Origin of the sequence: Pontibacter mangrovi (assembly GCF_006385705.1) — a bacterium.
GTDB lineage: Bacteria > Bacteroidota > Bacteroidia > Cytophagales > Hymenobacteraceae > Pontibacter > Pontibacter mangrovi.
This window is the reverse complement of record NZ_VFRQ01000006.1, coordinates 262915-285069: the sequence shown is the minus strand read 5'-3', so window position 1 is coordinate 285069 and position 22155 is coordinate 262915. Positions and strand designations below refer to the sequence as shown.

Sequence of the window (22155 nt, the reverse complement as noted above, 5' to 3'; positions counted from 1 at the left end):
TTTTCTTTAATAACTATATAGTGATACACCTTTAACCCTTAATCTAACTGAATGGAACCTATTCTTTACGCAATTCCTGCCTTTGGAGTGGCAGCCCTGATCTATACAGCTATCAGGTCGGCATGGGTGACGAAGCAGCCGAGCGGCAACGAGCGCATGAGCAGCATTGCACGCCACATCGCCGATGGCGCCATGGCCTTTCTGAAAGCTGAGTATAAAGTGCTGGCTTACTTTGCCATTATTGCCTCTGTTTTTCTGGCTTACCTGGGTTACACCGGCGAAAAATCGCACCCCCTTATCGTAGGGGCCTTTCTTATAGGAGCATTCTTCTCAGCGCTGGCCGGTTTTATTGGCATGCGCATCGCCACCAAGGCCAACGTGCGCACGGCAGAGGCTGCCCGCAGCAGCCTTTCCAGAGCCCTGAGCGTGTCTTTTGCGGGCGGCTCGGTAATGGGTATGGGTGTGGCGGGCCTGGCGGTGCTGGGTTTGGGCTCGCTGTTCATTATCTTCTACTACCTGTTTGTGCAGGGCACCGGCGCTGATGTGAACGGAGTGCAGATGGAGATTGCCCTGGAAGTGCTTACAGGCTTCTCACTGGGAGCCGAAAGTATAGCGCTGTTTGCCCGCGTGGGCGGCGGCATTTATACCAAGGCGGCCGACGTGGGCGCTGACCTGGTGGGCAAGGTAGAGGCCGGCATTCCGGAGGATGACCCGCGTAACCCGGCCACCATTGCCGATAACGTGGGCGATAACGTAGGCGACGTGGCCGGCATGGGCGCTGACCTTTTTGGTTCTTATGTGGCTACTATACTTGCTACCATGGTATTGGGCCGTGAGGTGGTGGTAGAGGATAACTTCGGAGGCCTTTCCCCAATCATCCTTCCAATGCTGATTGCGGGCCTGGGTATCGTTTTCTCGCTGATCGGAATGCTGTTTGTGCGCGTGAGCGAAGGCGGGGACGTGCAGGCGGCCCTGAACCGCGGCAACTGGATCTCGGTGCTGCTTACTGCCGTGGCCGCATACTTTGTCATCGATTGGCTGCTGCCTGAGAACCTGAGCCTGCGCAATTTCGAGTTTACCCAACTAGGAGTGTTTATGGCCGTGATCGTAGGCCTGGTCGTGGGCACGCTCATGAGTATCATCACGGAGTACTACACGGCTATGGGCAAGAAGCCGGTGAACTCTATTGTGCAGCAGTCCTCTACAGGGCATGCGACGAACATTATTGCGGGCCTGGCGGTTGGCATGCACTCCACGGTACTTCCCATCATTGTGCTGGCGGCGGGTATTGTGCTGTCTTATGCGTCGGCAGGCTTGTACGGCGTGGCCATAGCGGCGGCAGGTATGATGGCGACAACGGCCATGCAACTAGCCATTGATGCCTTTGGCCCGATTGCCGATAACGCCGGCGGGATTGCCGAGATGAGCGAGCTGCCGAAAGAAGTGCGCGGACGCACCGACATCCTGGATGCGGTGGGCAACACCACGGCCGCAACGGGCAAAGGCTTTGCCATTGCCTCAGCCGCGCTAACCTCGCTGGCGCTTTTTGCCGCCTTCGTGGGCATCGCCGGCATCGAAAGTATAGACCTTTACAAAGCACCGGTATTGGCAGGCCTCTTTATAGGCGCCATGATTCCGTTCATCTTCTCGGCGCTGGCTATTTCGGCAGTAGGCCGTGCGGCCATGGCCATGGTGCACGAGGTGCGCCGCCAGTTCCGCGAAATCCCGGGTATTATGGAAGGAACCGGCAAACCCGAGTATGAAAAGTGCGTGGCCATCTCCACGCAGGCCGCTATCCGCGAAATGATGCTGCCAGGCGCTATTGCGCTGCTGGTGCCCATCATCATCGGGTTTGGCTTCCGGGATGTGTTTCCGGATACCTCGTCTGCCGAGGTGCTGGGCGGCACGTTGGCTGGCGTAACCGTTTCGGGTGTGCTGATGGCCATGTTCCAGTCGAACGCCGGCGGCGCCTGGGATAATGCCAAAAAATCCTTTGAGAAGGGGGTGGAGATAAACGGCGTGGTAGAGTATAAAGGCTCTGAGCCGCACAAGGCCTCCGTAACCGGCGATACCGTGGGCGACCCTTTCAAGGATACCTCGGGGCCAAGCATGAACATCCTCATCAAGCTTATGTCCATTGTGTCGCTGGTAATTGCGCCGCACATCGGCCTGGAGCAGGAGCCGCCGATTCCGGAGCCCCCGATCGAGATGGAGGAGATAAACATGAACCAGGGGCAGCTCACGCCGTCCACGGCAAGTATAAGCGGGCAAAACGTAGCCGTGCTCCGCTTGCCGGGCACAGCACGATAGCTGCCAACCACAATAATAGCGATAAGCCCAGCTTTAGGTTGGGCTTATTTTTTATTTTATACTTACCTTTGTTCAAGATCAACCCAACATGACATGAACCCGCGTACCATTCAGATTCACGACTGTGAGTTTAGCACCTACATATTTGAGGAGGAGATTATCGCACGTATCACCATGCTGGCCGAGCAGTTAGACAAAGACTATGCTGAAAAGCGGCCGCTGTTTCTGGCGGTGCTGAACGGCTCCTTTATGTTTGTGGCTGATCTGCTCAAGCGCGTATCGATGCCCTGCGAGATCTCGTTCATCCGCCTGGCAAGTTACCAGGACATGCACAGCACCGGCAAGGTAAAAGAGATCCTGGGCCTGAACGAAGACATTGAAGGCCGCCATGTGGTGGTGCTGGAGGATATTGTGGATACCGGCCATACTGTGCACGGCCTGCTGCAACAGCTGCGGGAGCGAAACCCGGCCTCTGTGGAGGTGGCTACCCTGCTCATGAAACCGGACTGCCTGCAGCACCCGCTGGATGTGAAATATGTGGCCCGCGAAATTCCAAACGACTTTGTGGTGGGCTATGGCCTGGACTACAACGGGCTTGGCCGGAACCTGCGCGATATTTACAAGATCGTGCCGTAACCCTGCAGGGGATGCCGCGTTAGCAGGCTTTTAAAAACGAGGGGCACAGCCATTGGCAGGAGCCCCAGAAAATCAGAGAGTACACAGAATTTATACTTATATTTGCTTTTTATAATTAGCTATAAGATATGCTCAACATCGTTTTGTTTGGCCCTCCAGGTGCTGGAAAAGGTACCCAAAGTCAAAAACTGTTAGACAAATATAACCTCATACACCTTTCTACCGGCGATCTGCTGCGCTCTGAGATAGCTGCCGGCACTACCCTTGGCCTGGAAGCGAAAAAGCTAATGGACAACGGCCTGTTGGTTCCGGACGAAGTGGTGATCGGGATGATCGAGAACAAGGTGAAGGAGCGCCGCCAGGCAGCGGGCTTTATCTTCGACGGCTTTCCGCGCACTGTGCCGCAAGCCCAAGGCTTAGACAAGCTGCTGCAGGATAACGACACCGAGATCTCCGCCATGATCGCCCTGAAAGTAGACGATGAGGAGCTGACCAAGCGCCTCTTGCTGCGTGGCCAGACCTCCGGCCGCCCAGACGACCAGAACGAAGAGCTGATCCGCAAGCGTGTGCAGGAGTATAACACCAAAACCAGGCCGGTGGCCGACTACTACGCCGGACAGGGCAAGTACTATGCGGTGGATGGCATCGGCGAGATAGAGGATATCTTCAAGGCGCTGTGCCAGCACGTTGATGCATTGAAGGAAAAGCAGGAAGAGAAAAAATAAGCGACAGGCTTAAAAGATTTGGCGTCAAGCAACTTTATAGATTACGTTAAGATCTGCTCGCGCTCCGGACACGGAGGCGGCGGCTCTGCACATTTGCACCGCGACAAGAAAACCGCCAAAGGCGGCCCTGACGGCGGTGACGGCGGCCGCGGCGGGCATGTTATACTTCGCGGCAATTCCCAACTCTGGACATTGCTGCACCTGCAGTACCGCAAGCACATTATCGCCGAAAACGGCCTGAACGGTGGCCCGAGCCACTCTACCGGTGCGCAAGGCAAGGATGAGGTGCTGGAGGTGCCGCTCGGCACGATCGCGCGCAACGTGGAAACCGGCGAGGTGATGTGCGAGATAACCGAGGACGGGCAGGAAATCATACTTACCCCGGGTGGCCGCGGCGGCCTGGGCAACGCGCACTTTAAATCACCGACAAACCAGACGCCGCGCTATGCGCAGCCAGGTGAGCCGGGCATAGAGGAGTGGGTGGTGCTGGAGCTGAAACTGCTGGCCGATGTGGGCTTGGTGGGCTTCCCGAACGCCGGCAAGTCCACGCTGCTTTCAGTGGTGTCGGCGGCCAAGCCAAAGATTGCCAACTATGCCTTTACCACGCTGGAGCCTAACCTGGGCGTGGTGGCCTACCGCGACTACAAATCCTTTGTGATGGCCGACATTCCGGGTATCATTGAGGGGGCCTCGGAAGGGAAAGGCCTGGGATTGCGCTTCCTGCGCCACATCGAGCGGAACTCCATGCTGCTGTTTATGGTTTCATGTGAGAGCGCCGACATTGCAGAGGAATACAACGTGCTGCTGAATGAGTTGCAGACCTATAACCCGGAGCTGCTGGATAAGAAGCGCATACTGGCCATCACCAAGTCCGACATGCTGGACGAGGAGCTGGAGCAGGAAATGCGCGCTACCTTGCCGGAGGGACTGCCGACGGTGTTTATTTCCAGTATCACGGGCAAGAACATCACCCAACTGAAAGACATGATCTGGGAAGCGCTCAACAGCTAAAGCACAGCCCGATAGAAGTATAAAAACAGGATCGGTAGAGGCTGCAAGGCTTGCTACCGATTTTTTTTGAAGCGACGGAAGCGCATATTGCTAAATGGATGCCATGTTGAATTGTTTTTAGGAATCGACTTTTAACAATTAACAATGCAGCAATTTAACAATATAAAAGTGCCAACTTGGCACAAGCTGCGGTTTGGCAAGACAATTGACAAGACAGTATAGACACATCAACCTAACTTTTTTAAGGCATTATGTCAGATAAAGATATTAAAAAGGAGCAGGAACAAGAGGAATTGCAGGAAAACACTGCCAATGCAACCACCGAAGAGGAACTGAACCAGGCGGAGGAAACAGAAGAGGCCACTGCCGAGACGCAGGAGGACAACACGGCCATAGAGTTGGCAGAGATGAAGGATAAATTCGTGCGTTTGATGGCAGAGTTCGAGAACTTCCGCCGCCGCACGGCCAAGGAGCGCCTGGAGCTGATAAAAACTGCTAACCAGGATACGATGAGCGAGCTGCTGCCGGTGCTTGATGACATGGAGCGTGCGCGCCAGTCGATGGAGAACACCAAAGACCTGGACACAATGCTGCAGGGCCTGGAGTTGGTGTTCCATAAACTGAAGCACGTGACGATGCAGAAGGGCCTGAAGCCGATGGAGACAAAGGCAGGCGATGACTTCGACAGCGACATGCACGAGGCGGTGACGCAGATACCGGCCCCATCCGAAGAGCTGAAAGGTAAGATTGTAGATGTAATTGAGAAAGGATACACCCTAAACGAGAAGGTGATCCGTTTTGCGAAAGTAGTAATAGGAGCGTAAGCCATGGCTAAGAGAGATTATTATGAGGTTTTGGGAGTAAGCAAAAGCGCCACGCAGGAGGAGATTAAGAAAGCTTACCGCAAAATCGCCATCAAATTCCACCCTGATAAGAACCCCGACGACCCCACTGCCGAAGACAAGTTTAAGGAGGCGGCAGAGGCCTACGAGGTGCTGAGCGACCAGCAGAAGCGTCAACGCTACGATCAGTTCGGCCACCAGGGCATGAACGGCGGCTTCGGCGGCGGTGGCATGAACATGGATGATATCTTCTCGCAGTTTGGCGATATTTTTGGCGGAGGCGGCTTTGAGAGCTTCTTCGGCGGTGCCGGCCGCTCCGGCGGCGGTCGCCGGCAGCGCAAAGGTTCCAACCTACGCATCAAGCTGAAACTGAACCTGGAGGAGATAGCCAACGGCGTAGAGAAGAAAATCAAAGTAAAGCGCTACGTAGCGTGCAGCACCTGCGGGGGCAATGGCGCCAAAAACGGCACCGAGATGCAGACCTGCGGTACGTGCCAAGGCTCTGGCCAGGTGCGCAAGGTGGTAAACACCATGCTGGGCCAGATGGTATCCACGGCAACCTGCCCTACCTGTAACGGCGAGGGCCGCATTGTAACCAGCAATTGCGAAGCCTGCCACGGCAGCGGTAGAGAGCTGCAGGAAGAGGTGATCGCGATTAACGTGCCGGGCGGTGTGATGGACGGCATGCAGCTAAGCATGAGCGGCAAAGGCAACGTGCCGGAGCGCGGCGGCGTGCCCGGCGACCTGCTGATCCAGATAGAAGAGGAGCCGCACCCAACTCTGAAGCGCGAAGGCAACAATGTCATCTATGAGCAGTACATTAGCTTTATAGATGCGGCCCTGGGCGCAGAGGTGGAGGTGCCAACCATCTCAGGCAAAGTGAAGATTACCATGAAGCCGGGCACGCAGAGCGGCGAGATCTTCAGGCTGCGCGGCAAAGGCATCCAGGACATCAACGGCTACGGCAAAGGCGACCAGCTGATCCATGTGAACGTATGGACGCCAAAGAGCCTGAGCAGCGATGAGAAAGCGGTGCTGGAAGGCCTGCGCTACTCGAGCAACTTCACGCCAAACCCTGGCAAGAACGAGAAGGGATTCTTTGAGAAGGTGAAAGATTACTTCCAGTAAAAGACCCTTCGGAACGATAATTTTAAGCCCGGCTCTCCGTATAAAGAGAGCCGGGCTTTTCATTTATACTTACTGATGCGGGTTGAGCCGTTGTTTCGTCTGCTTTATACCTGGCTTAGTCGATTAAGTATAGCATAACAAGTATACTCTACGGCATTCTATTTATATTTGAGTAAACTAAACCACAACACCCTTGAGTATTCTGAAGATTGATGGCGTCACCAAAACCTACGCCAACCACACCGCCCTCGACAACGTGAGCTTTGAGATTCCGGAGGGATGCATTTTCGGCTTGCTCGGCCCCAATGGTGCAGGCAAAACGTCGCTCATCCGCATCATCACGCAGATTACGGGTGCCGACAGCGGTAAGATATACTTTAAAGGCGAACGCCTAAAGCCCGACCATATAAAGGACATGGGCTACCTGCCCGAGGAGCGCGGCCTGTACAAAAAAATGAAGGTGGGGGAGCAGCTGCTGTACCTGGCCCAGCTCAAGGGCCTGAGCAAGCAGGAGGCCACCTCCCGCATCAAAACCTGGGTAGACCGCTTTGAGATACGCGAATGGCTGGGCAAGCACATCGAGGACCTCTCGAAAGGGATGCAGCAGAAGGTGCAGTTCATTGCCACGGTGCTGCACGAGCCCTCGCTCATCATTCTGGACGAGCCGTTCTCCGGTTTCGACCCCATCAACGCCAATTTGATAAAAGACGAGATCCTGCGCCTGCGCGAGCGGGGAGCCACCATCATTTTCTCCACGCACCGTATGGAGTCGGTGGAGGAGCTGTGCGATAACATTGCTCTGATAAACCATGCGCAGAAGGTGCTGGACGGGCCGGTGAAGGAGATAAAGGATGCCTATAAAACCGATACCTACCAGGTAATCGGCAACGGCCAGCTGATGGTCACCTCGCCCGACTTTGAGGTGCTGGAGCAGCACAGCAACCACGGCATCTTCCGGGCCAACATCCGGCTGCTCAACAACACCAGCCCTAACGACCTGCTGCGCTACCTGATCCAGCGCGTAGAGGTGCACTCTTTTGTGGAGCTGGTGCCAAGTATAAACGAAATCTTCATCCGTAAAGTAAAGGAGACCACCCAACATGCATAAGATCTGGTTAATTATTAAGCGAGAGTACCTGACACGCGTGCGCAAGAAAAGCTTCATCATCATGACGCTGCTGACGCCGCTGCTGCTGGCTGCTTTTATGATTCTGCCTGGTCTGCTCATCAGCATGTCGGATGAGACGGAGACGGTGATGGTGCTGGACGAAAGCGGCCTGTTTGAGGGCAAGCTGGAGAATAAGAAAGACCTGAAGTTTGTGCCCCTGGCCGGCACGCTGGAGGACGCCAAGACCATTTACCAGGAAACCGATAACACCGCGCTGCTTTACATCCCGGAGATGACCCTGGACAACCCGCAGGGCTTTACGGTATACGGCAAGAAGAACATCAGCATTCAGACGCAGGTGCGGCTGGAGAACATCCTGGAAGGCGAAATAGAGAATCAGCGCTACCTGGCCTCGGGCCTGGACCGCGAGATGCTCAAGAAGATAAAGGCGAACGTGAACCTGACGGCCATTAACCTAAGCGACCAGGGCGAGAAAGACAATAACGCCATCATCACTTCTGTGGCCGGGGTGGCGGGCGCCGTGATCATCTATTTCTTTATTTTCCTGTACGGGGTGCAGATCATGCGCGGGGTAATTGAGGAAAAGACCAGCCGCATTGTAGAGGTGGTTATCTCCTCGGTGAAGCCTTTCCAGCTGATGATGGGCAAGATCATGGGAATAGCCGCCGTTGGCCTGACACAGTTTCTGCTCTGGATCATCCTGTCGTTTATAGCCGTAACGGGCGTTTCCGCTGCCTTTGGCGTGGATGCGGCCCCGTCGCCGGCGGCACAGTATGCGGCAGGGCAGGTAGCGGCGCAGGGCGAGGACCTGGAAACGGAAGACGCTGCCGCGGTGGATAACCCACAGGAGCAGGATGAGTTTGCCAGCACCCTGAACGATGTGAAGCAAAGCTTTAGCAACCTGCCGATCGCCCTGATCTTCGGCTGCTTTATCTTTTACTTCTTAGGAGGCTACCTGCTGTACGGCTCCCTGTTCGGGGCCATTGGTGCCGCCGTGGATAACGAGACGGATACGCAGCAGTTCATGATGCCCATCACCATTCCGCTGGTTATCTCCTTCATCATGTCCTACTCTATCGTGCTGAAAAACCCGGATGGGCCTGTGGCTTTCTGGATGTCGATGATCCCGATCACCTCGCCCATTGTGATGATGGTGCGCGTGCCGTTTGGGGTGCCTGCCTGGGAGCTGCTGCTGTCCATGGGGCTGCTGGTGGCCGGCTTTATCTTCACCACCTGGATTGCCAGCCGCATATACCGCGTCGGCATCCTGATGTACGGCAAAAAGATCAATTACAAGGAGCTATCGAAGTGGTTGTTTTATAGGGTGTAAGTAGGGAATGATAAAAATATTGAAGCTATTTATACTTCTGTGGGCCTTGGCTGGATGCCAGAATGCTACAGAGAACAATGCAGCCTCAGCTGTAAAAGAGGAGCAGCCGAACTATACTTTGCTGCAGCAGGAACTGGAGGCGATTTATGATCTGGACCAGGGCGTGCGAGATGTGGACTGGGATTCTATTAATGCTGATCCAGTTGGGCAAAGAGCATACATCTACAAAATGCATCAGATTGACTCTACCAACCAGACTAAGGTACTACCTATACTTGAAGAGCACGGATGGCTGCCAAAGAGCAAGATTGGGGAGAAAGCGGCCGATGCTTTATTTTATGTGGTGCAGCACTCTAATTCCAGAACTATAGAGCAATACCTGCCACAGATGGAGGAATTGGCTAAGCAAGGGGAAGCTAGCGGCACGGACGCAGCCAAGATGAAGGACAGATTGCTGATGTTTCAGGGCAAGAAGCAGGTGTACGGTACGCAAGCTGTCAGTTATATACGGAAAGACGGCAAACATGCCATTTGGCCCATTGAGGATGTAGAGAATGTGAACAAGCGCAGGAAAGAAGCAGGTTTTGAGCTGACAGTGGAGGAGAATGCCGAAAGGTTAGGAGTCGTCTTCGACCCGGAAGAGCAGCTGCCCGATGTGCATGTCAGTTTCAATAAATAGCTTTTATCAATCAAGTATAAAGTATAAGCATAGCCGGTATCTCTTGTGCCGGCTATTTTTATTATCTTGAAGTATAAATCCAGACAAATAAAGTGATGAAGTATAAATTCCTGACACTTCTTTTAATAGCGATAACAACTGTGGCTATGGCGCAGAAAAAAGATAAGCCGGCTTACCAGCTATTTACGGCGGAGGGTAAAAGTATAAAGTATGGTAAAATGCTGAAAGAGCTGCAGGAGGCGGAGGTTATACTTTTTGGTGAGCAGCACAACGACCCGATTGCGCATTGGCTGCAGCTGGAGGTGGCAAAAGACCTGCACGAGGACAACCCGCAGAACTTTGCTATTGGGGCAGAGATGTTCGAGGCTGATGTGCAACTGGTGCTGAACGAGTACCTGGCGGGGCAGGTGCCGGAGAATAACTTTGAGCAGGAGTCCAGGCCTTGGCCAAATTACGCTACTGACTACAAGCCGGTGGTGCGCCTTGCCAGGGAGCAGAAGATTCCGTTTATCGCTACTAACGTGCCGCGCCGCTATGCGGCCATGGTGTCGGGCGGAGGGCTGGAGGTGCTGAATGGCGTGTCGGCGGAGGCAAAGCGCTACATCGCACCGCTACCGGTTACCGTGGATATGGAGCTACCCGGCTATAAAGGGATGATGGCGATGTTTGGCAACAGCATGCACGGCAACACCAAAAGTATGAACATTGTGCAGGCGCAGGCGCTGAAAGACGCTACCATGGCGCATTTCATACTAGGCCAGGTGCAGCAGGGGCGGCAGGTGCTGCACCTGAACGGTGCCTATCATTCCGACAACTTTGAGGGCATTGGCTGGTACCTGAAGCAGCTCCGGCCAAAGGTAAAAACCCGCACCATCACCACCGTGCTGCAATCCGAGCTGGAGGACCTTTCGGAAGAGAACAAGAACAAAGCCGATTTCATATTGGTAGTGCCCGAGAGCATGACGAGAACCTACTGAGTTAGAGCGTGTGTCAAACCACCCCTGCCTCTCCTTAGCAGTAAGGACAACTTAGATTACGTAGCGATAAGCAATGGCAGGCAATGACACAAGTGGATGCTTGCGCCAGCGGATAAGAGTAGAAATTTGGATGAACAGTCGCTTATAAGTATAACCAGTACTCCATCTTACTATACCTTTAAAACAACAAAGCCCGACTATGCTAGCCGGGCTTTGTCTATCTAAAGAGAAAGAAGGTGTCTTTATTAGGCGGAAAAAGAGCTTCCGCAGCCGCAAGTGCTGGTAGCCTGTGGGTTGTTAAAGGTAAATCCGCGTGCGTTCAGGCCATCCTGGAAGTCAACTTGCATGCCCATTACATACATGCCGTGCTTTTTGTCCATCACCAGGGTAACGCCATCCAGCTCAAATGTTTCGTCAGAGTCTTTAGGCTTGTCGAAGCCCAGCAGGTAAGACAGGCCAGAACAGCCACCACCCTGTACGCCAATGCGCAAACCATACTCGGCTGGTACATTTTTCTCCTTCATGATATTCTTTACCTCCGCCAAAGCTCTTTCCGTCAGGGTTATAGGGGCCGTTTTAGTTTCTGTTGCCATAGTTTAATGATTGTTTATTTGTAGCCACAAATTTAAGCAAAAATACACAAAGATGCTTGCAGCCTTGTTGGCTGTACTTCCTTAACAGGCAAAGCTATAAAATGATTCATGCATCTTAAATTAATTTTTTGCGATATTTATACTTTAAAAGAACATACTATGGCCGATTTTTTCGCTTTGCTTTTACAACTGATAAAGCTTGCCTTGCCTGCACTGGTGCTGGTAGGGGGGCTGTACTTTTTGCTTCAGAAACATTACGAGCGAGAGGATCGCCTACGGGCAGAGCAGGCACAGCACAAAGAAAACAGAAACACAGAGATCATTACGCCGATACGGCTGCAGGCCTATGAGCGGGTGGTGTTGCTGTTGGAGCGCATCACGCCCAGTAACCTGCTGCTGCGCATCAGTCCTGCCGGCCAAACGGCTACCGAGTATCACCGGCTGCTGCTCTCCGAAATCCGGAACGAGTTTAACCACAACATGTCGCAGCAGGTATACATGAGCGAGCAGGCCTGGCAGCAGGTAAACCACGCCCGCGAGGATGTGGTGACACTGATCAACAAGACCTTTCAGGAGCTATCGGAAGGCGCTCGCGGCACCGACCTGGCCAAACGCGTGCTGGAAACAGTGCTGGTAAACGAGCAGGACCCAACCGCCCGCGCCATCACCTTCGTGAAACAGGAGGTAAGGCAGACGTTTGGGAGCTAGTGAGTGTAAGAGTGATTTGGTCCTTGGCACAAGTTGAAAATCCCGGGTTTTTTCGGGGCGTCCGTTTGTGCTTTTATACTTTGCCGCCGCATCCTGCACTTGGAACCAAGCTATACGCTTTTCTGGCGCAAGCGTCCGCTTGTGCTCGCTATAGCCTCAGCTTCTTGCAACTGGATCTAAGCCATACTTTCTAGCCTCCGTTCATCCTCAGTTTTACATACCTATTGTTGCACCTCATACTTGGCTCCCTTCAAGCCCGGGAGGCCTCCCCGAAATGCTTCGGGGTAAACTCTCTTGGGCATAGCGCCTTCTACATTTCCTTTGCTCCTGACGTCGCAATGCCTTCGGCACCGGAAATCTAAAAGGCGCTCTTGTCGAGGGCCCCTAACCCAACCCAAGGACTGGGATCAGGCTCGATAGCCACCTCTGACGGAGCTTGAACCGAATTCCCCTCCTTGGCTAAGGAGGGGCAGGGGTGGTTTGATTTGTTACCTCTCTACCTCTCTACCTCTCCCAGCTTTTCCAGCAGCTGCTCTACCTGCTCGGGGCTGTGCGCCGGGAAGTTGGCGATGCGGATCTGCGTCTCTTTATACTTGCCGTAGCCGCTGCCCACCTGCAAATCATACTTGGCTAGATGCTTGTTTACCTCAGAGGCAGGAATAGTGGTATTGGCCACAATGGTGGTTTTAGAACGATGCTGCGGTTGCTGCACGGCCGGCGAAAAAACGTTGCTCTGCTCCAGGAAAGTATAAATCTGCGCTGCCTTCGCCTCAGTCTCCTGCCGGATGGTCTCCACACCTTTTCGGTTCATGTCTTCCAGCACCTTGCCCAGCAGATAGATGTTAAGCACGTTTGGCGTTTCCACCGTCTGGCTTTGCAGGGCCTTCTCCAGCAGCGCAGGCAACGTATGGTACGACCCGATAGACAGGCCGCTCTCCTGCAGTTCACGCGCCTTGGCCATACAACGGTCGTTTACCAGCCACACGCCCAGCCCGGCCGGCAATCCAAAGCATTTCTGCACCGAGAAGTACACTGAGTCAACCTTAGCGTAATCAAAAGCAGGGTAGGGCAGGGAGGATACCGCATCCACGTAAATCAGCGCATCCGCAGGAACTCTCTCCCGGAACCGGTTGATGTCCTCTACTGGCATGCAGGCGCCGGAGCTGGTCTCGTTCTGGATCAGGGCTACCAACTCAGCTGTTTCCGGCACGTTTATACTTTCCACATCAAAGCCTTGCCCAAAGGGCGCTTCATGCACTTGTGCCTCGCGCCCCAGTTCTTTCGCCGTTTCATAAAAACGCTTCGAGAAGGAACCGTTCACCAGGTGAAAGCTCTCCTGCCGCACGTTGTTCTGTATGGCCCGTTCCCAAATCTCCGTAGCCGACGCCACAAAAAACACCTCATACTCATCGGGCAGCTGCAGCAGCTCCCGCAAACCACTCTCAGCGCGGGCAAAGATCTCCTGAAACTGCTTGCTGCGGTGCGAGATGCTGCCAATCTTCTGCGCCATGGCCTCCTGCATATGTTGCGGCACGGTGTGGTACAGCTCCGAAGGGCCGGGGGTAAAGTATATTTTGTTGTTCATGACCTGTTAATAAAGTATGCGGAACTTGATGGTGTGCGGCACCTGCTTCATGTCGCTTATCACCTGCTTGTCGTAGGCCTTGTCGATGTCGGTGATCACGTAACCCACGCGCTCGTTCGTTTTCAGGTACTGGCCCAGGATGTTGACCTGGTTCTTGGCGAGCACCTGGTTGATGTTGGCCAGCACACCCGGCACGTTGGCGTGGATGTGGATGAGGCGGTGCGCGTTCTTCAGTTCCGGCAGCTGCAGGTTAGGGAAGTTCACGCTGCCATACGTGTTACCTGAGTTTATGTAATCCATGATGCGGTTAGGCACGAAGTTGGCAATGTTTACCTGCGCCTCGGAGGTGCTGCCCCCGATGTGCGGGGTCAGGATCACGTTGGGCAGACCGCACAGCTCGCTCTCGAAGGGATCGCTGTTGGTGGCAGGTTCCTCGGGGAACACATCCACGCCCGCGCCGCTCACCTTGCCGGACTTTATACTTTCCACCAGCGCCGCGATGTCCACCACATGGCCACGGCTCAGGTTCAGGAAAATGGCACCGTCTTTCATGGCGGCAAATTCGGCAGCCCCAAACATGTTCTTGTTCTCCGGGCGGCCATCTACGTGCAGGGTCACAATATCCACCTTCTCCAGCAGCTCGTGCAGCGTATTGCACTTGCGGGCGTTGCCCAGCTGCAGCTTCTCCACCACATCGTAGTAGTATACTTCCATGCCCATGGCCTCTGCCAGCACCGACAGCTGCGCCCCGATGTTGCCGTAGCCCACTATGCCCAGCTTCTTATCGCGCACCTCAAAACTGCCTTTCGCTGATTTATCCCAATGCCCTCGGTGCATCTTGTTGCTCTTGTCCAGCACGTTACGGCTAAGTATGATCAACTCGCCCAATGCCAGCTCCACCACGCTGCGGGTGTTGCTGTAAGGGGCGTTAAACACCGTGATACCGGCTTCCAGGCAGGCGTTCAGGTCTATCTGGTTTGTGCCGATGCAGAAGGCGCCCACGCACATCAGGCGGTTGGCGTGCTCCAGCACTTTGCGCGTTACGTGCGTTTTGCTCCGGATACCAAGTATGGAAACATTCTTTATCTTCTCGCACAGTTCCTCCTCGCTCAGCGCCCCGCTCACGGTCTCCACCTGGTAACCTTCCTGGCGGAACAGCTCCACAGCCTGCGGGTGTATGTTTTCCAGCAGCAGCACGCTGATGCGGTTTTTGGGGTATGATATGGCCATCGGTAATTTGTTTTGATACAGGAATTCGTCCAGGCTCGGGGCAATGTGCTCGGCCTTGGCCAGCACGCTCTCGCGGGCCACGTTTTCGGTAAAGGCGTAGAACTTATTGGCCAGACCGGCCTCTTTTATCTCATAATCGGTGTAGCCATCGCCCAGCACATATACATCGCCGGGAAGGGCCAGCTGCTCCAGCAGCTTTATCTTACCTTTGTCCAGGCTCAACGGGTTTTGCTCGTCAAAGGCCACCAGGTTGCCCTGCGCATCTACCTCAAAGGTATTGGCATATACATGCTCAGGCTTAATGCCATACTCGGTTACTATCGGGATGATGAACTCCTTGAACCCGCTGGAGATGATGTAGATCTGGTCGGCGTACTCCCGCAGAAAGTCACGGTTGCGGCGGATGGAGTCGGAGACACGCTCCTTCAGCTCGCTGATGAGCTGCGGCAGGTGGCGCTCATTTGCCTGCAGCAGGTGGAGGCGCTGCCTGAGACCCTCCGTAAAAGAGCTCTTGCCGGCCATGGCGCTGTCGGTTATGCTTTTTACCTGTTCCAGGATGTGCTCGCGGTCAGGGTGATGCAGCAAAGAGATGGCTCCCAGTTCATCCAGGGCCTCCACCTGTGTAAAGGTGCTGTCGAAGTCGATGATGAAGTATTTGTCTTTACTCATGATAAGGGTAGGCAATGAAAGACTTAAGCCTGTAAGGTATAAAAAAAGAACCGGCTGTGCAGCAGCAGGCCGGTTCTTTTTGATGGTATACTTTGGAATTGGTAAATGCTACAGCAGCGCCAGTTGCTCTGAGATAACGCGCTGGTAAAAGGCCTCATACAGCGGCACGATCTTCTCGATGTCAAAATCCCTGGCGCGTTTCAGGGCATTGGCTTTAAAATCGGGCAGGTGCGCGTCGTCCAGCACATACAGGGAGTTCTGCACCATAGCATCCACAGCGCCTACGGGACTCACAAAGCCTGTCACGCCGTTTACGTTCAGTTCCGGGATGCCGCCAGCGTCGGAAGAAATTACCGGCACCTCACAGGCCATCGCCTCCAGGGCAGCCAAACCAAAGCTCTCTTTTTCAGAAGGCATCAAAAACAGGTCGGCAATGGAGAGCACTTCCTCCACGGCCTCCAGCTTGCCCAGAAAGCGCACATCCTGGCAAATCTGCAGCTCGCGGCACAGCTTCTCCATTTTCGGGCGCTCCGGTCCGTCGCCCACCAGCAGCAGGCGGCTTGGTATTTTCTCGTGCACTTTGGCAAAAATACGGATCACGTCCTCCACGCGCTTCACGCCCCGGAAGTTGGATGTATGCACCAGCAGTTTCTCATGGCTAGGGGCAATGGCCATCCGGAAGTGCTCCTTTTTCTGCCGCCTGAACTTCTCCAGGTCAATAAAGTTGGGGATTACCTCTATGTCTTTTTCAATCTGGAAGAAATCGTAGGTCTCGGCGCGCAGGCTATCCGACACGGCTGTGACCCCATCCGACTGGTTGATGCTGAAGGTAACCACGGGCTCAAAAGAGGCGTCCTTGCCCACCAGCGTAATGTCGGTGCCGTGCAGGGTTGTAATGACAGGTATGTTGATGCCTTTGGTGCGCAGGATCTGCTTGGCCATGTAGGCCGCCGAGGCATGCGGAATGGCATAGTGCACGTGCAGCACGTCCAGCTTCTCAAACCGCACGATATCTACCATTTTGCTCGCCAGGGCCAGCTCGTAAGGCGGGTACTGGAAGAGCGGGTAGGTAGGAATGTATACTTCGTGGTAAAAGAGGTTCTCGTTGAAGACGTCGAGGCGGGCAGGTTGGCTGTAGGTAATAAAGTGCACCTGGTGCCCTTTTAAGGCCAGCGCTTTACCGAGCTCGGTGGCCACCACGCCACTGCCGCCAAAGGTTGGGTAACAAACTATACCTATTTTCATAGTTTAGGATAACGTATGGCAAAACAACAAGTGCAGCCCCGTTTTGTTGCTGCACCTGCTAATCTACTGCTTTTTATTTTAAGTTTTAGGCACCATGGCTCTATAGATCACATCGTGTATCCTGGTACGGATGTTATACTTTACCAGTTTATTGTTGCTGGCATCCGGGTACACCCGGTTCGAGAGGAAAATGTAGATGAGCTTGTTTTCAGGGTCGGCCCAGGCGGCTGTGCCGGTAAAGCCGGTGTGGCCAAACGTGCTCGGAGAGGCCATGGCGGAGGTGGGGCCGTTTCCGTCCAGCGCAGGCTTGTCCCAGCCCAGGCCGCGGCGGTTGCCGTCAAACTGCTGCTGGGCAAACCGCGATACCACATCGGTGCTGAAGTATCTGTGCCCGCCATAGTTGCCGTTGTTCATGTTCATCTGCATCAGGATGGCCAGGTCGTTGGCATTAGCAAACAGGCCGGCATGGCCACCAACACCGCCCATCATGGCGGCTCCCTGGTCGTGCACCGTGCCCCGGATCAGGTTTTTCCGGAAGTAAGTGTCATCCTCGGTAGGGGCGATGCGCTCGCGCGGGTGCTTGAGCAGTGGCGTATAGGTGAGGGTGCTGAGGCCCAGTGGTGCATAGATGTTCTGATCCAGGAAGTCTTCGATCGGCTGGTTCAGCATGGTTTCAGCAACGCGCTTCATAATGTAGAAGCCCAGGTCGCTGTAAGCGTAGTCGTAGCTGGCATTCGCCGGCTTGGCCCGCAAAGGGGTACGCACGGTCCAGGCCCACAGCGAGTCCTCCATAGAGTTGATCGAGTATACACCCGGGATCACCTCGTTCATGTAGGTGTCGTTCTGCGTGCTGGCGTAGTAGGTGTCTTTTAGCTTCCGGTTATCAATGGTTTTCTGCCAGGTCGGGATGCCGGGCTTCAGGCCCGCCTGGTGAGCCAAAATATCGCGCATCAGCAAGTTGGCTTTATTGGTGCCGGCCACCTCGGGAAGGTAGGTTACCAATTTATCGTCCAGGTTTATTTTGCCCTGGTCGGCCAGGAACATGATGGCCTGTAGCGTGGCCGCCACCTTGGTGATGGAGGCAATATCATAGATGGTGTTCTTTGTGACCGGTTTGGCGCCGTCGTAGGTATAGTGGCCGTAAGCCTTGTCATACACCACGGTGCCGTCCTTTACCACCAATACCTGCATGCCCGGTGTGGCGGCGTAGGCAATGGCCTCGGTGGCGATGTTATCTATCTGGGCCAGCGTTTCAGAGTTCATGCCCACACTTTCCGGCACCCCATACTTCAGGCGGCCCAGGGTGGAGGTAGGCAGGCCCGTGCCGGCGGTATACTTTGCCGAAGCGGTAACCGGCAGCTTGCCCACGGCAGCCCGTGCCCCAAACAGCACCTGCGGCACCAGCGACTGCGACACGGCATTGTCTTCATAGCCGTTTACCAACCATTTATTGTCTTCAAACATCTTCAGGCTATAGGCGTTCCCCATTACAGCCACGACTACTTTTTTGTCTGTGCGCTCGCGCAGGTACTGGATAAAGGCCAGGGTGCCGGTGCCAACGCCATAGTTGCGGGCGGGCGTGTTGTTCATGCCGTGGATGCTCACCACCACCACGTCGTTTTGCTCCAGTTGCGGAATAATATTGGTAAAGGCAGAGTCCGGGGCGAAGCGGTCCGGAATGGTAAAGGTGTTAACAGGGGCATAATTGCCCATCACCTCCTGAAACGTGTTGTTGACAGAGGCACCCACGGCCACGGAGGCAATGCTCAGCGTATCCAGGTTACGGAACGGGATCAGGTTCCCCTCGTTCTCCACCACCGTTACGGCATGCTCGTAAAGCTGCTCCTGCACCACACGGCTTGCCGGGCGCTCCAGGTCTTGCTGCAGGTTATCCAACGCCACGGGTTTATACTTGTTCAGGCCCGCCCAGTACTTGGCATGCAGAATCTTGCGCACGCGGTGGTCAATCTCATCCTGTGTTATCTGGCCTTTCTTGACAGCCTTTGTTATCTTTTCTATCGCAGTGGGTACGTCTTCCGGAAACAGCAGCACGTCGTTGCCGGCCATCAAGGCCTTCAGGTCCACCTCACCGGGTTTATAGAAGCGGCTCACGCCCTGCATGTTCAGGGCATCGGTAAACACCAAGCCTCTATACTGCATCTTGTCCTTCAGGAGGCCTGTAACGATGGGTTTGGAAAGCGTAGCCGCCTGGTTTTTAGTTGAGTCTATCTTGGGCAGGTATAAATGCGCTACCATCACGCCCATCACCCCGGCGTCAAACGACTGTTTAAAAGGGTAAAGCTCCACATCCGTCAGGCGCTGCATGTCGTGCTGCACCACCGGCAGGTCGTAGTGCGAGTCGATGTCCGTATCGCCGTGGCCCGGAAAGTGTTTGGCCACCGCCATCACCCCGTGGTCCTGCAGGCCCCGGATATAGGCTACGCCGTAGCGGCTCACCGCTTCCTTGGACTCCCCGAAAGAGCGGTTGCCGATCACCGGGTTGTTGGCGTTGTTGTTCACGTCCAGCACCGGCGAAAAGCTCACGTTCACGCCCAGGCGCTTCATTTTCAAGGCTATCTCACGGGCCATCTGGTACACGTAGCGGTCGTCGTGCATGGCGCCCAGGGTCATTTGGCGGGCAAAGTGCATGGTGCTGTCCAGGCGCATGTCCAGGCCCCACTCGGCATCCATGGCAATAAGAAGCGGCACTTTGGCCTGGCGCTGGAAGCGGTTGGTCAGGATCGCCTGGCGCTTGGGGCCGCCCTGCATAAACATCAGCCCCCCAATGTTGTACTGGCTCACCAGCGAATCGATGTGGCTGACGTGGTTCTGAGGCTTGTTCGAGTAGGCGGCTACCATAAACAGCTGCCCAATGCGCTGCGCGGGAGTTAGCGTAGTCATCACACTGTCGACCCATTGCTGTTCCCGTGGGGGCGCAATATGCTCCTCTGATGGGTTAAACGACATCAGAGGCCCCATTACAAGAAAAACAAGAATCAACACACCTACACTAAAACTCCTCAACATACTACACTACTATTTATTAATTGGAACAAGTTAAAATTAAGCCTAATTTTGCATAAGGCAGCTCAGAAAAACAGAACATTTTTTTTGGTTGCCGGCCCTGCCACCTGCAGGAGCAACAGCCCTTACAGCCGGCTCAGCAGCTTTCGTGGCCTCCAAGAGTAGCCCCTCAGGGCTAACGCCACCAGCCCCGGTACTGATATAAGCCTTGCGCAATACTTTTTAAGACAAAAAGTGCGGCGAACCGGTTGGCAGCGTTTCCTGCCCAGATCAGAGACTTCTGTAATTTAATAATAAATTTAATGCTGTAATAGTTCTGAATTTACAAGATTATAGGAGCAAAAACTTAGCCACGTTGCTGTAGGCAGCTGATTTAGAGCAAAAATAAACTATATAGTAATTAAGGAGTTAAAAAAGCGGATGCCCGACATCATACAATTACTGCCAGATTTTCTTGCGAACCAGATTGCCGCCGGCGAAGTGGTGCAGCGCCCGGCCTCTGTGGTGAAGGAGCTGCTTGAAAACGCCATTGATGCCCAGGCCACCAACATACAGCTGATCGTGAAGGAGGCCGGCAGGCAGCTGGTGCAGGTGGTGGATAACGGGGTGGGCATGACCGAGACCGACGCCCGCATGTGCTTTGAGCGCCACGCCACTTCCAAGATTCGCTCTACCGACGACCTTTTCCGCATCCGGACGATGGGTTTCCGGGGTGAGGCGATGGCCTCTATCGGGGCGGTGGCGCAGGTGGAGCTCAAAACCAGGCCGCAGGGCGCAGAGACAGGCACAAAGCTATTGATAGAAGGCTCGGAAGTGCTGCTGCAGGAGCCGGTGGTTAGCCCAGAGGGTACCTCTATTGCTGTAAAGAACCTGTTTTACAACGTGCCGGCCCGCCGAAACTTTCTGAAGTCGAATGCGGTGGAGATGCGCCACATACTGGAGGAGTTCCAGCGGGTGGCGCTGGCCTACCCGGACGTGGCTTTCTCGCTGCACCACAACGACACAGAAGTGTTTAATTTGCCTGCCGCCAAGCTGAGCCAGCGCGTTGTCAGTATACTGGGCAGTGCGTACAAGAACCAGATGGCCTATTGCGAAGAGGACACCGGCTTTCTGGTGGTAAAAGGCTATGTAGGCAAACCCGAGCACGCCAAGAAAACACGCGGCGAGCAGTTCTTTTTCGTGAACAACCGCTACGTGCGGAGCGGCTACCTGAACCATGCCGTGATGACAGCCTTTGAGGGGCTGGTGGCCAAGGAAACGCACCCGTTCTATGTGCTCTTCATCGAGATCGACCCGGAGAAGATCGACATTAACGTGCATCCGACCAAGACCGAGATAAAGTTTGAGGACGAGAAAACGGTGTATGCCATTGTGCATGCGGCCGTAAAGCGCGCCCTCGGAGCCTATAACATTGCGCCCTCGCTGGATTTTGAGCAGGACGTGAACTATGCGCCTTTGCAGCCCATACGCCTGCAGGGGGGCTTTAACAGCGAGTTTGAGCCGGAGCGACAGCCAGCCAGCGGCAATAGCGGCGGAGGTAGCACCTCTTTTCCGGGCTTTACGCCACCGGCCACCACGACGCGCCGCGCCACCTCCAGAGGCTGGGAGCAGCTGTATGAGCCCCCGCGCGAGGCGGAGCAGGAAGAGCGGGTAAGTATGGCCTCGGCTGGCACAGGCCTGCTGAGTGATGCTTTTGCAGCCCCGGACGCGCCGGCGGCCTCTGCCAAAAAAGCCATCCAGATACACCAGAAATACCTGCTGGTGCAGGTAAAGTCGGGGATGATGGTGATAGACCAGCAGGCGGCGCAGGAGCGCATACTTTACGAGAAGTACATGGCCTCGCTGCAGAAGAAGACCGGTGCCTCGCAGGCGCTGCTGTTCCCGCAGACTGTGGAGCTCTCGGCCACCGATGCGGTGTTGATAAAGGAGCTGGCGGCGGAGTTTAAGGACATCGGCTTTCAGTTTGAGGATTTTGGGGGCAATACCATCATCCTGAACGGCATACCCGCCGATGTGCAGGCTGCCGATGAAAAAGAGCTGCTGGAGGAGCTGATTGAGCAGTACAAAAACAATTCGGCCACGTTAAAGCTTGATAAAAGGGAGAACCTGGCGCGGGCCATGGCCAAGCGGCTGGCAACCCGCTCGCTGGCGCGTATGAGCGACCTGGAGATGAACTCGCTCGTAGATAAGCTTTTTGCCTGCCAGGTGCCGAACTATACGCCGGGCGGACAGAAAACGCTCGTGATCATGGAGCTGAGCCAGCTGCACGATCTTTTCCTGAAAAACTGACTTAATTGCTGAATGGTTGTTTGTTAAAAAATCGTTGAATCCGGT

The 22155-nt window shown here is 54.6% G+C and carries 17 protein-coding genes; 12 read left to right on the top strand and 5 right to left on the bottom strand.

Translation table 11 applies throughout. The features are described from left to right. Positions 1-51: 51 nt before the first annotated feature. From FJM65_RS13110 to FJM65_RS13065, 10 genes are all read left to right on the top strand, one after another. Positions 52-2310 carry a sodium-translocating pyrophosphatase gene (locus tag FJM65_RS13110; protein WP_140621986.1) on the top strand — a complete coding sequence of 753 codons (2259 nt, stop codon included), beginning with the start codon at positions 52-54 and terminating at the stop codon, positions 2308-2310. A 93-nt stretch (positions 2311-2403) separates the two neighbouring features. After that, a complete protein-coding gene (gene hpt, locus FJM65_RS13105) occupies positions 2404-2946 on the top strand; it encodes a hypoxanthine phosphoribosyltransferase (RefSeq protein WP_140621985.1) in 543 nt (180 codons plus the stop codon). Positions 2947-3074: 128 nt separating this feature from the next. After that, entirely contained in the window at positions 3075-3671 is a 597-nt protein-coding gene (locus FJM65_RS13100) for an adenylate kinase (RefSeq protein WP_140621984.1), read from the top strand. A gap of 18 nt (positions 3672-3689) precedes the next feature. Continuing rightward, positions 3690-4682 (top strand): GTPase ObgE, encoded by a 993-nt coding sequence (obgE, locus tag FJM65_RS13095; RefSeq protein WP_140621983.1) that lies wholly within the window; start codon positions 3690-3692, stop codon positions 4680-4682. Between the two features lie 251 nt (positions 4683-4933). After that, positions 4934-5506 carry a nucleotide exchange factor GrpE gene (locus FJM65_RS13090; protein WP_140621982.1) on the top strand — a complete coding sequence of 191 codons (573 nt, stop codon included), beginning with the start codon at positions 4934-4936 and terminating at the stop codon, positions 5504-5506. Between the two features lie 3 nt (positions 5507-5509). Continuing rightward, the gene (gene dnaJ, locus FJM65_RS13085) at positions 5510-6652 is read left to right on the top strand and encodes a molecular chaperone DnaJ (RefSeq protein WP_140621981.1); all 1143 of its coding nucleotides are present in this window, start codon (positions 5510-5512) and stop codon (positions 6650-6652) included. A gap of 193 nt (positions 6653-6845) precedes the next feature. Beyond that, positions 6846-7760, top strand: coding sequence for an ABC transporter ATP-binding protein (locus FJM65_RS13080; RefSeq protein ID WP_140621980.1), 915 nt, complete (start codon positions 6846-6848; stop codon positions 7758-7760). Beyond that, complete coding sequence (locus tag FJM65_RS13075) at positions 7753-9111, top strand: ABC transporter permease (protein WP_140621979.1); 1359 nt, start codon at positions 7753-7755, stop codon at positions 9109-9111. Before FJM65_RS13080 ends, FJM65_RS13075 begins: the two co-directional genes overlap by 8 nt. Positions 9112-9118: 7 nt before the next feature. After that, on the top strand, positions 9119-9790 hold the full coding sequence (locus FJM65_RS13070) for a DUF6624 domain-containing protein (protein ID WP_140621978.1): 672 nt from the start codon (positions 9119-9121) through the stop codon (positions 9788-9790). A 146-nt stretch (positions 9791-9936) separates the two neighbouring features. Next, entirely contained in the window at positions 9937-10767 is an 831-nt protein-coding gene (locus tag FJM65_RS13065; protein ID WP_239022945.1) for a ChaN family lipoprotein, read from the top strand. A 245-nt stretch (positions 10768-11012) separates the two neighbouring features. Here FJM65_RS13065 and FJM65_RS13060 read toward each other — a convergent pair whose 3' ends face one another. Next, complete coding sequence (locus FJM65_RS13060; RefSeq protein ID WP_140621976.1) at positions 11013-11360, bottom strand: HesB/IscA family protein; 348 nt, start codon at positions 11358-11360, stop codon at positions 11013-11015. Between the two features lie 159 nt (positions 11361-11519). On the opposite strand from FJM65_RS13060, the gene FJM65_RS13055 reads away from it, so the two are divergent. Beyond that, positions 11520-12068: a DUF7935 family protein gene (locus FJM65_RS13055; RefSeq protein WP_140621975.1), complete on the top strand. Its 549-nt coding sequence runs from the start codon at positions 11520-11522 to the stop codon at positions 12066-12068. Between the two features lie 496 nt (positions 12069-12564). Here the strand turns inward: FJM65_RS13055 and FJM65_RS13050 are convergent, their stop codons facing one another. The 4 genes from FJM65_RS13050 to FJM65_RS13035 form a co-directional block, all read right to left on the bottom strand. Then, positions 12565-13653, bottom strand: a complete 1089-nt coding sequence (locus FJM65_RS13050; RefSeq protein WP_140621974.1) for an aminotransferase class V-fold PLP-dependent enzyme — start codon at positions 13651-13653, stop codon at positions 12565-12567. A 6-nt stretch (positions 13654-13659) separates the two neighbouring features. Continuing rightward, on the bottom strand, positions 13660-15552 hold the full coding sequence (serA, locus tag FJM65_RS13045; RefSeq protein ID WP_140621973.1) for a phosphoglycerate dehydrogenase: 1893 nt from the start codon (positions 15550-15552) through the stop codon (positions 13660-13662). Positions 15553-15660: 108 nt separating this feature from the next. Beyond that, a complete protein-coding gene (gene bshA, locus FJM65_RS13040) occupies positions 15661-16797 on the bottom strand; it encodes an N-acetyl-alpha-D-glucosaminyl L-malate synthase BshA (protein ID WP_140621972.1) in 1137 nt (378 codons plus the stop codon). 78 nt (positions 16798-16875) lie between these two features. Further along, positions 16876-19698 carry a glycoside hydrolase family 3 N-terminal domain-containing protein gene (locus FJM65_RS13035; RefSeq protein WP_239022951.1) on the bottom strand — a complete coding sequence of 941 codons (2823 nt, stop codon included), beginning with the start codon at positions 19696-19698 and terminating at the stop codon, positions 16876-16878. A gap of 543 nt (positions 19699-20241) precedes the next feature. On the opposite strand from FJM65_RS13035, the gene mutL reads away from it, so the two are divergent. Next, positions 20242-22110, top strand: a complete 1869-nt coding sequence (gene mutL / locus FJM65_RS13030) for a DNA mismatch repair endonuclease MutL (protein WP_140621971.1) — start codon at positions 20242-20244, stop codon at positions 22108-22110. Positions 22111-22155: the final 45 nt, after the last annotated feature.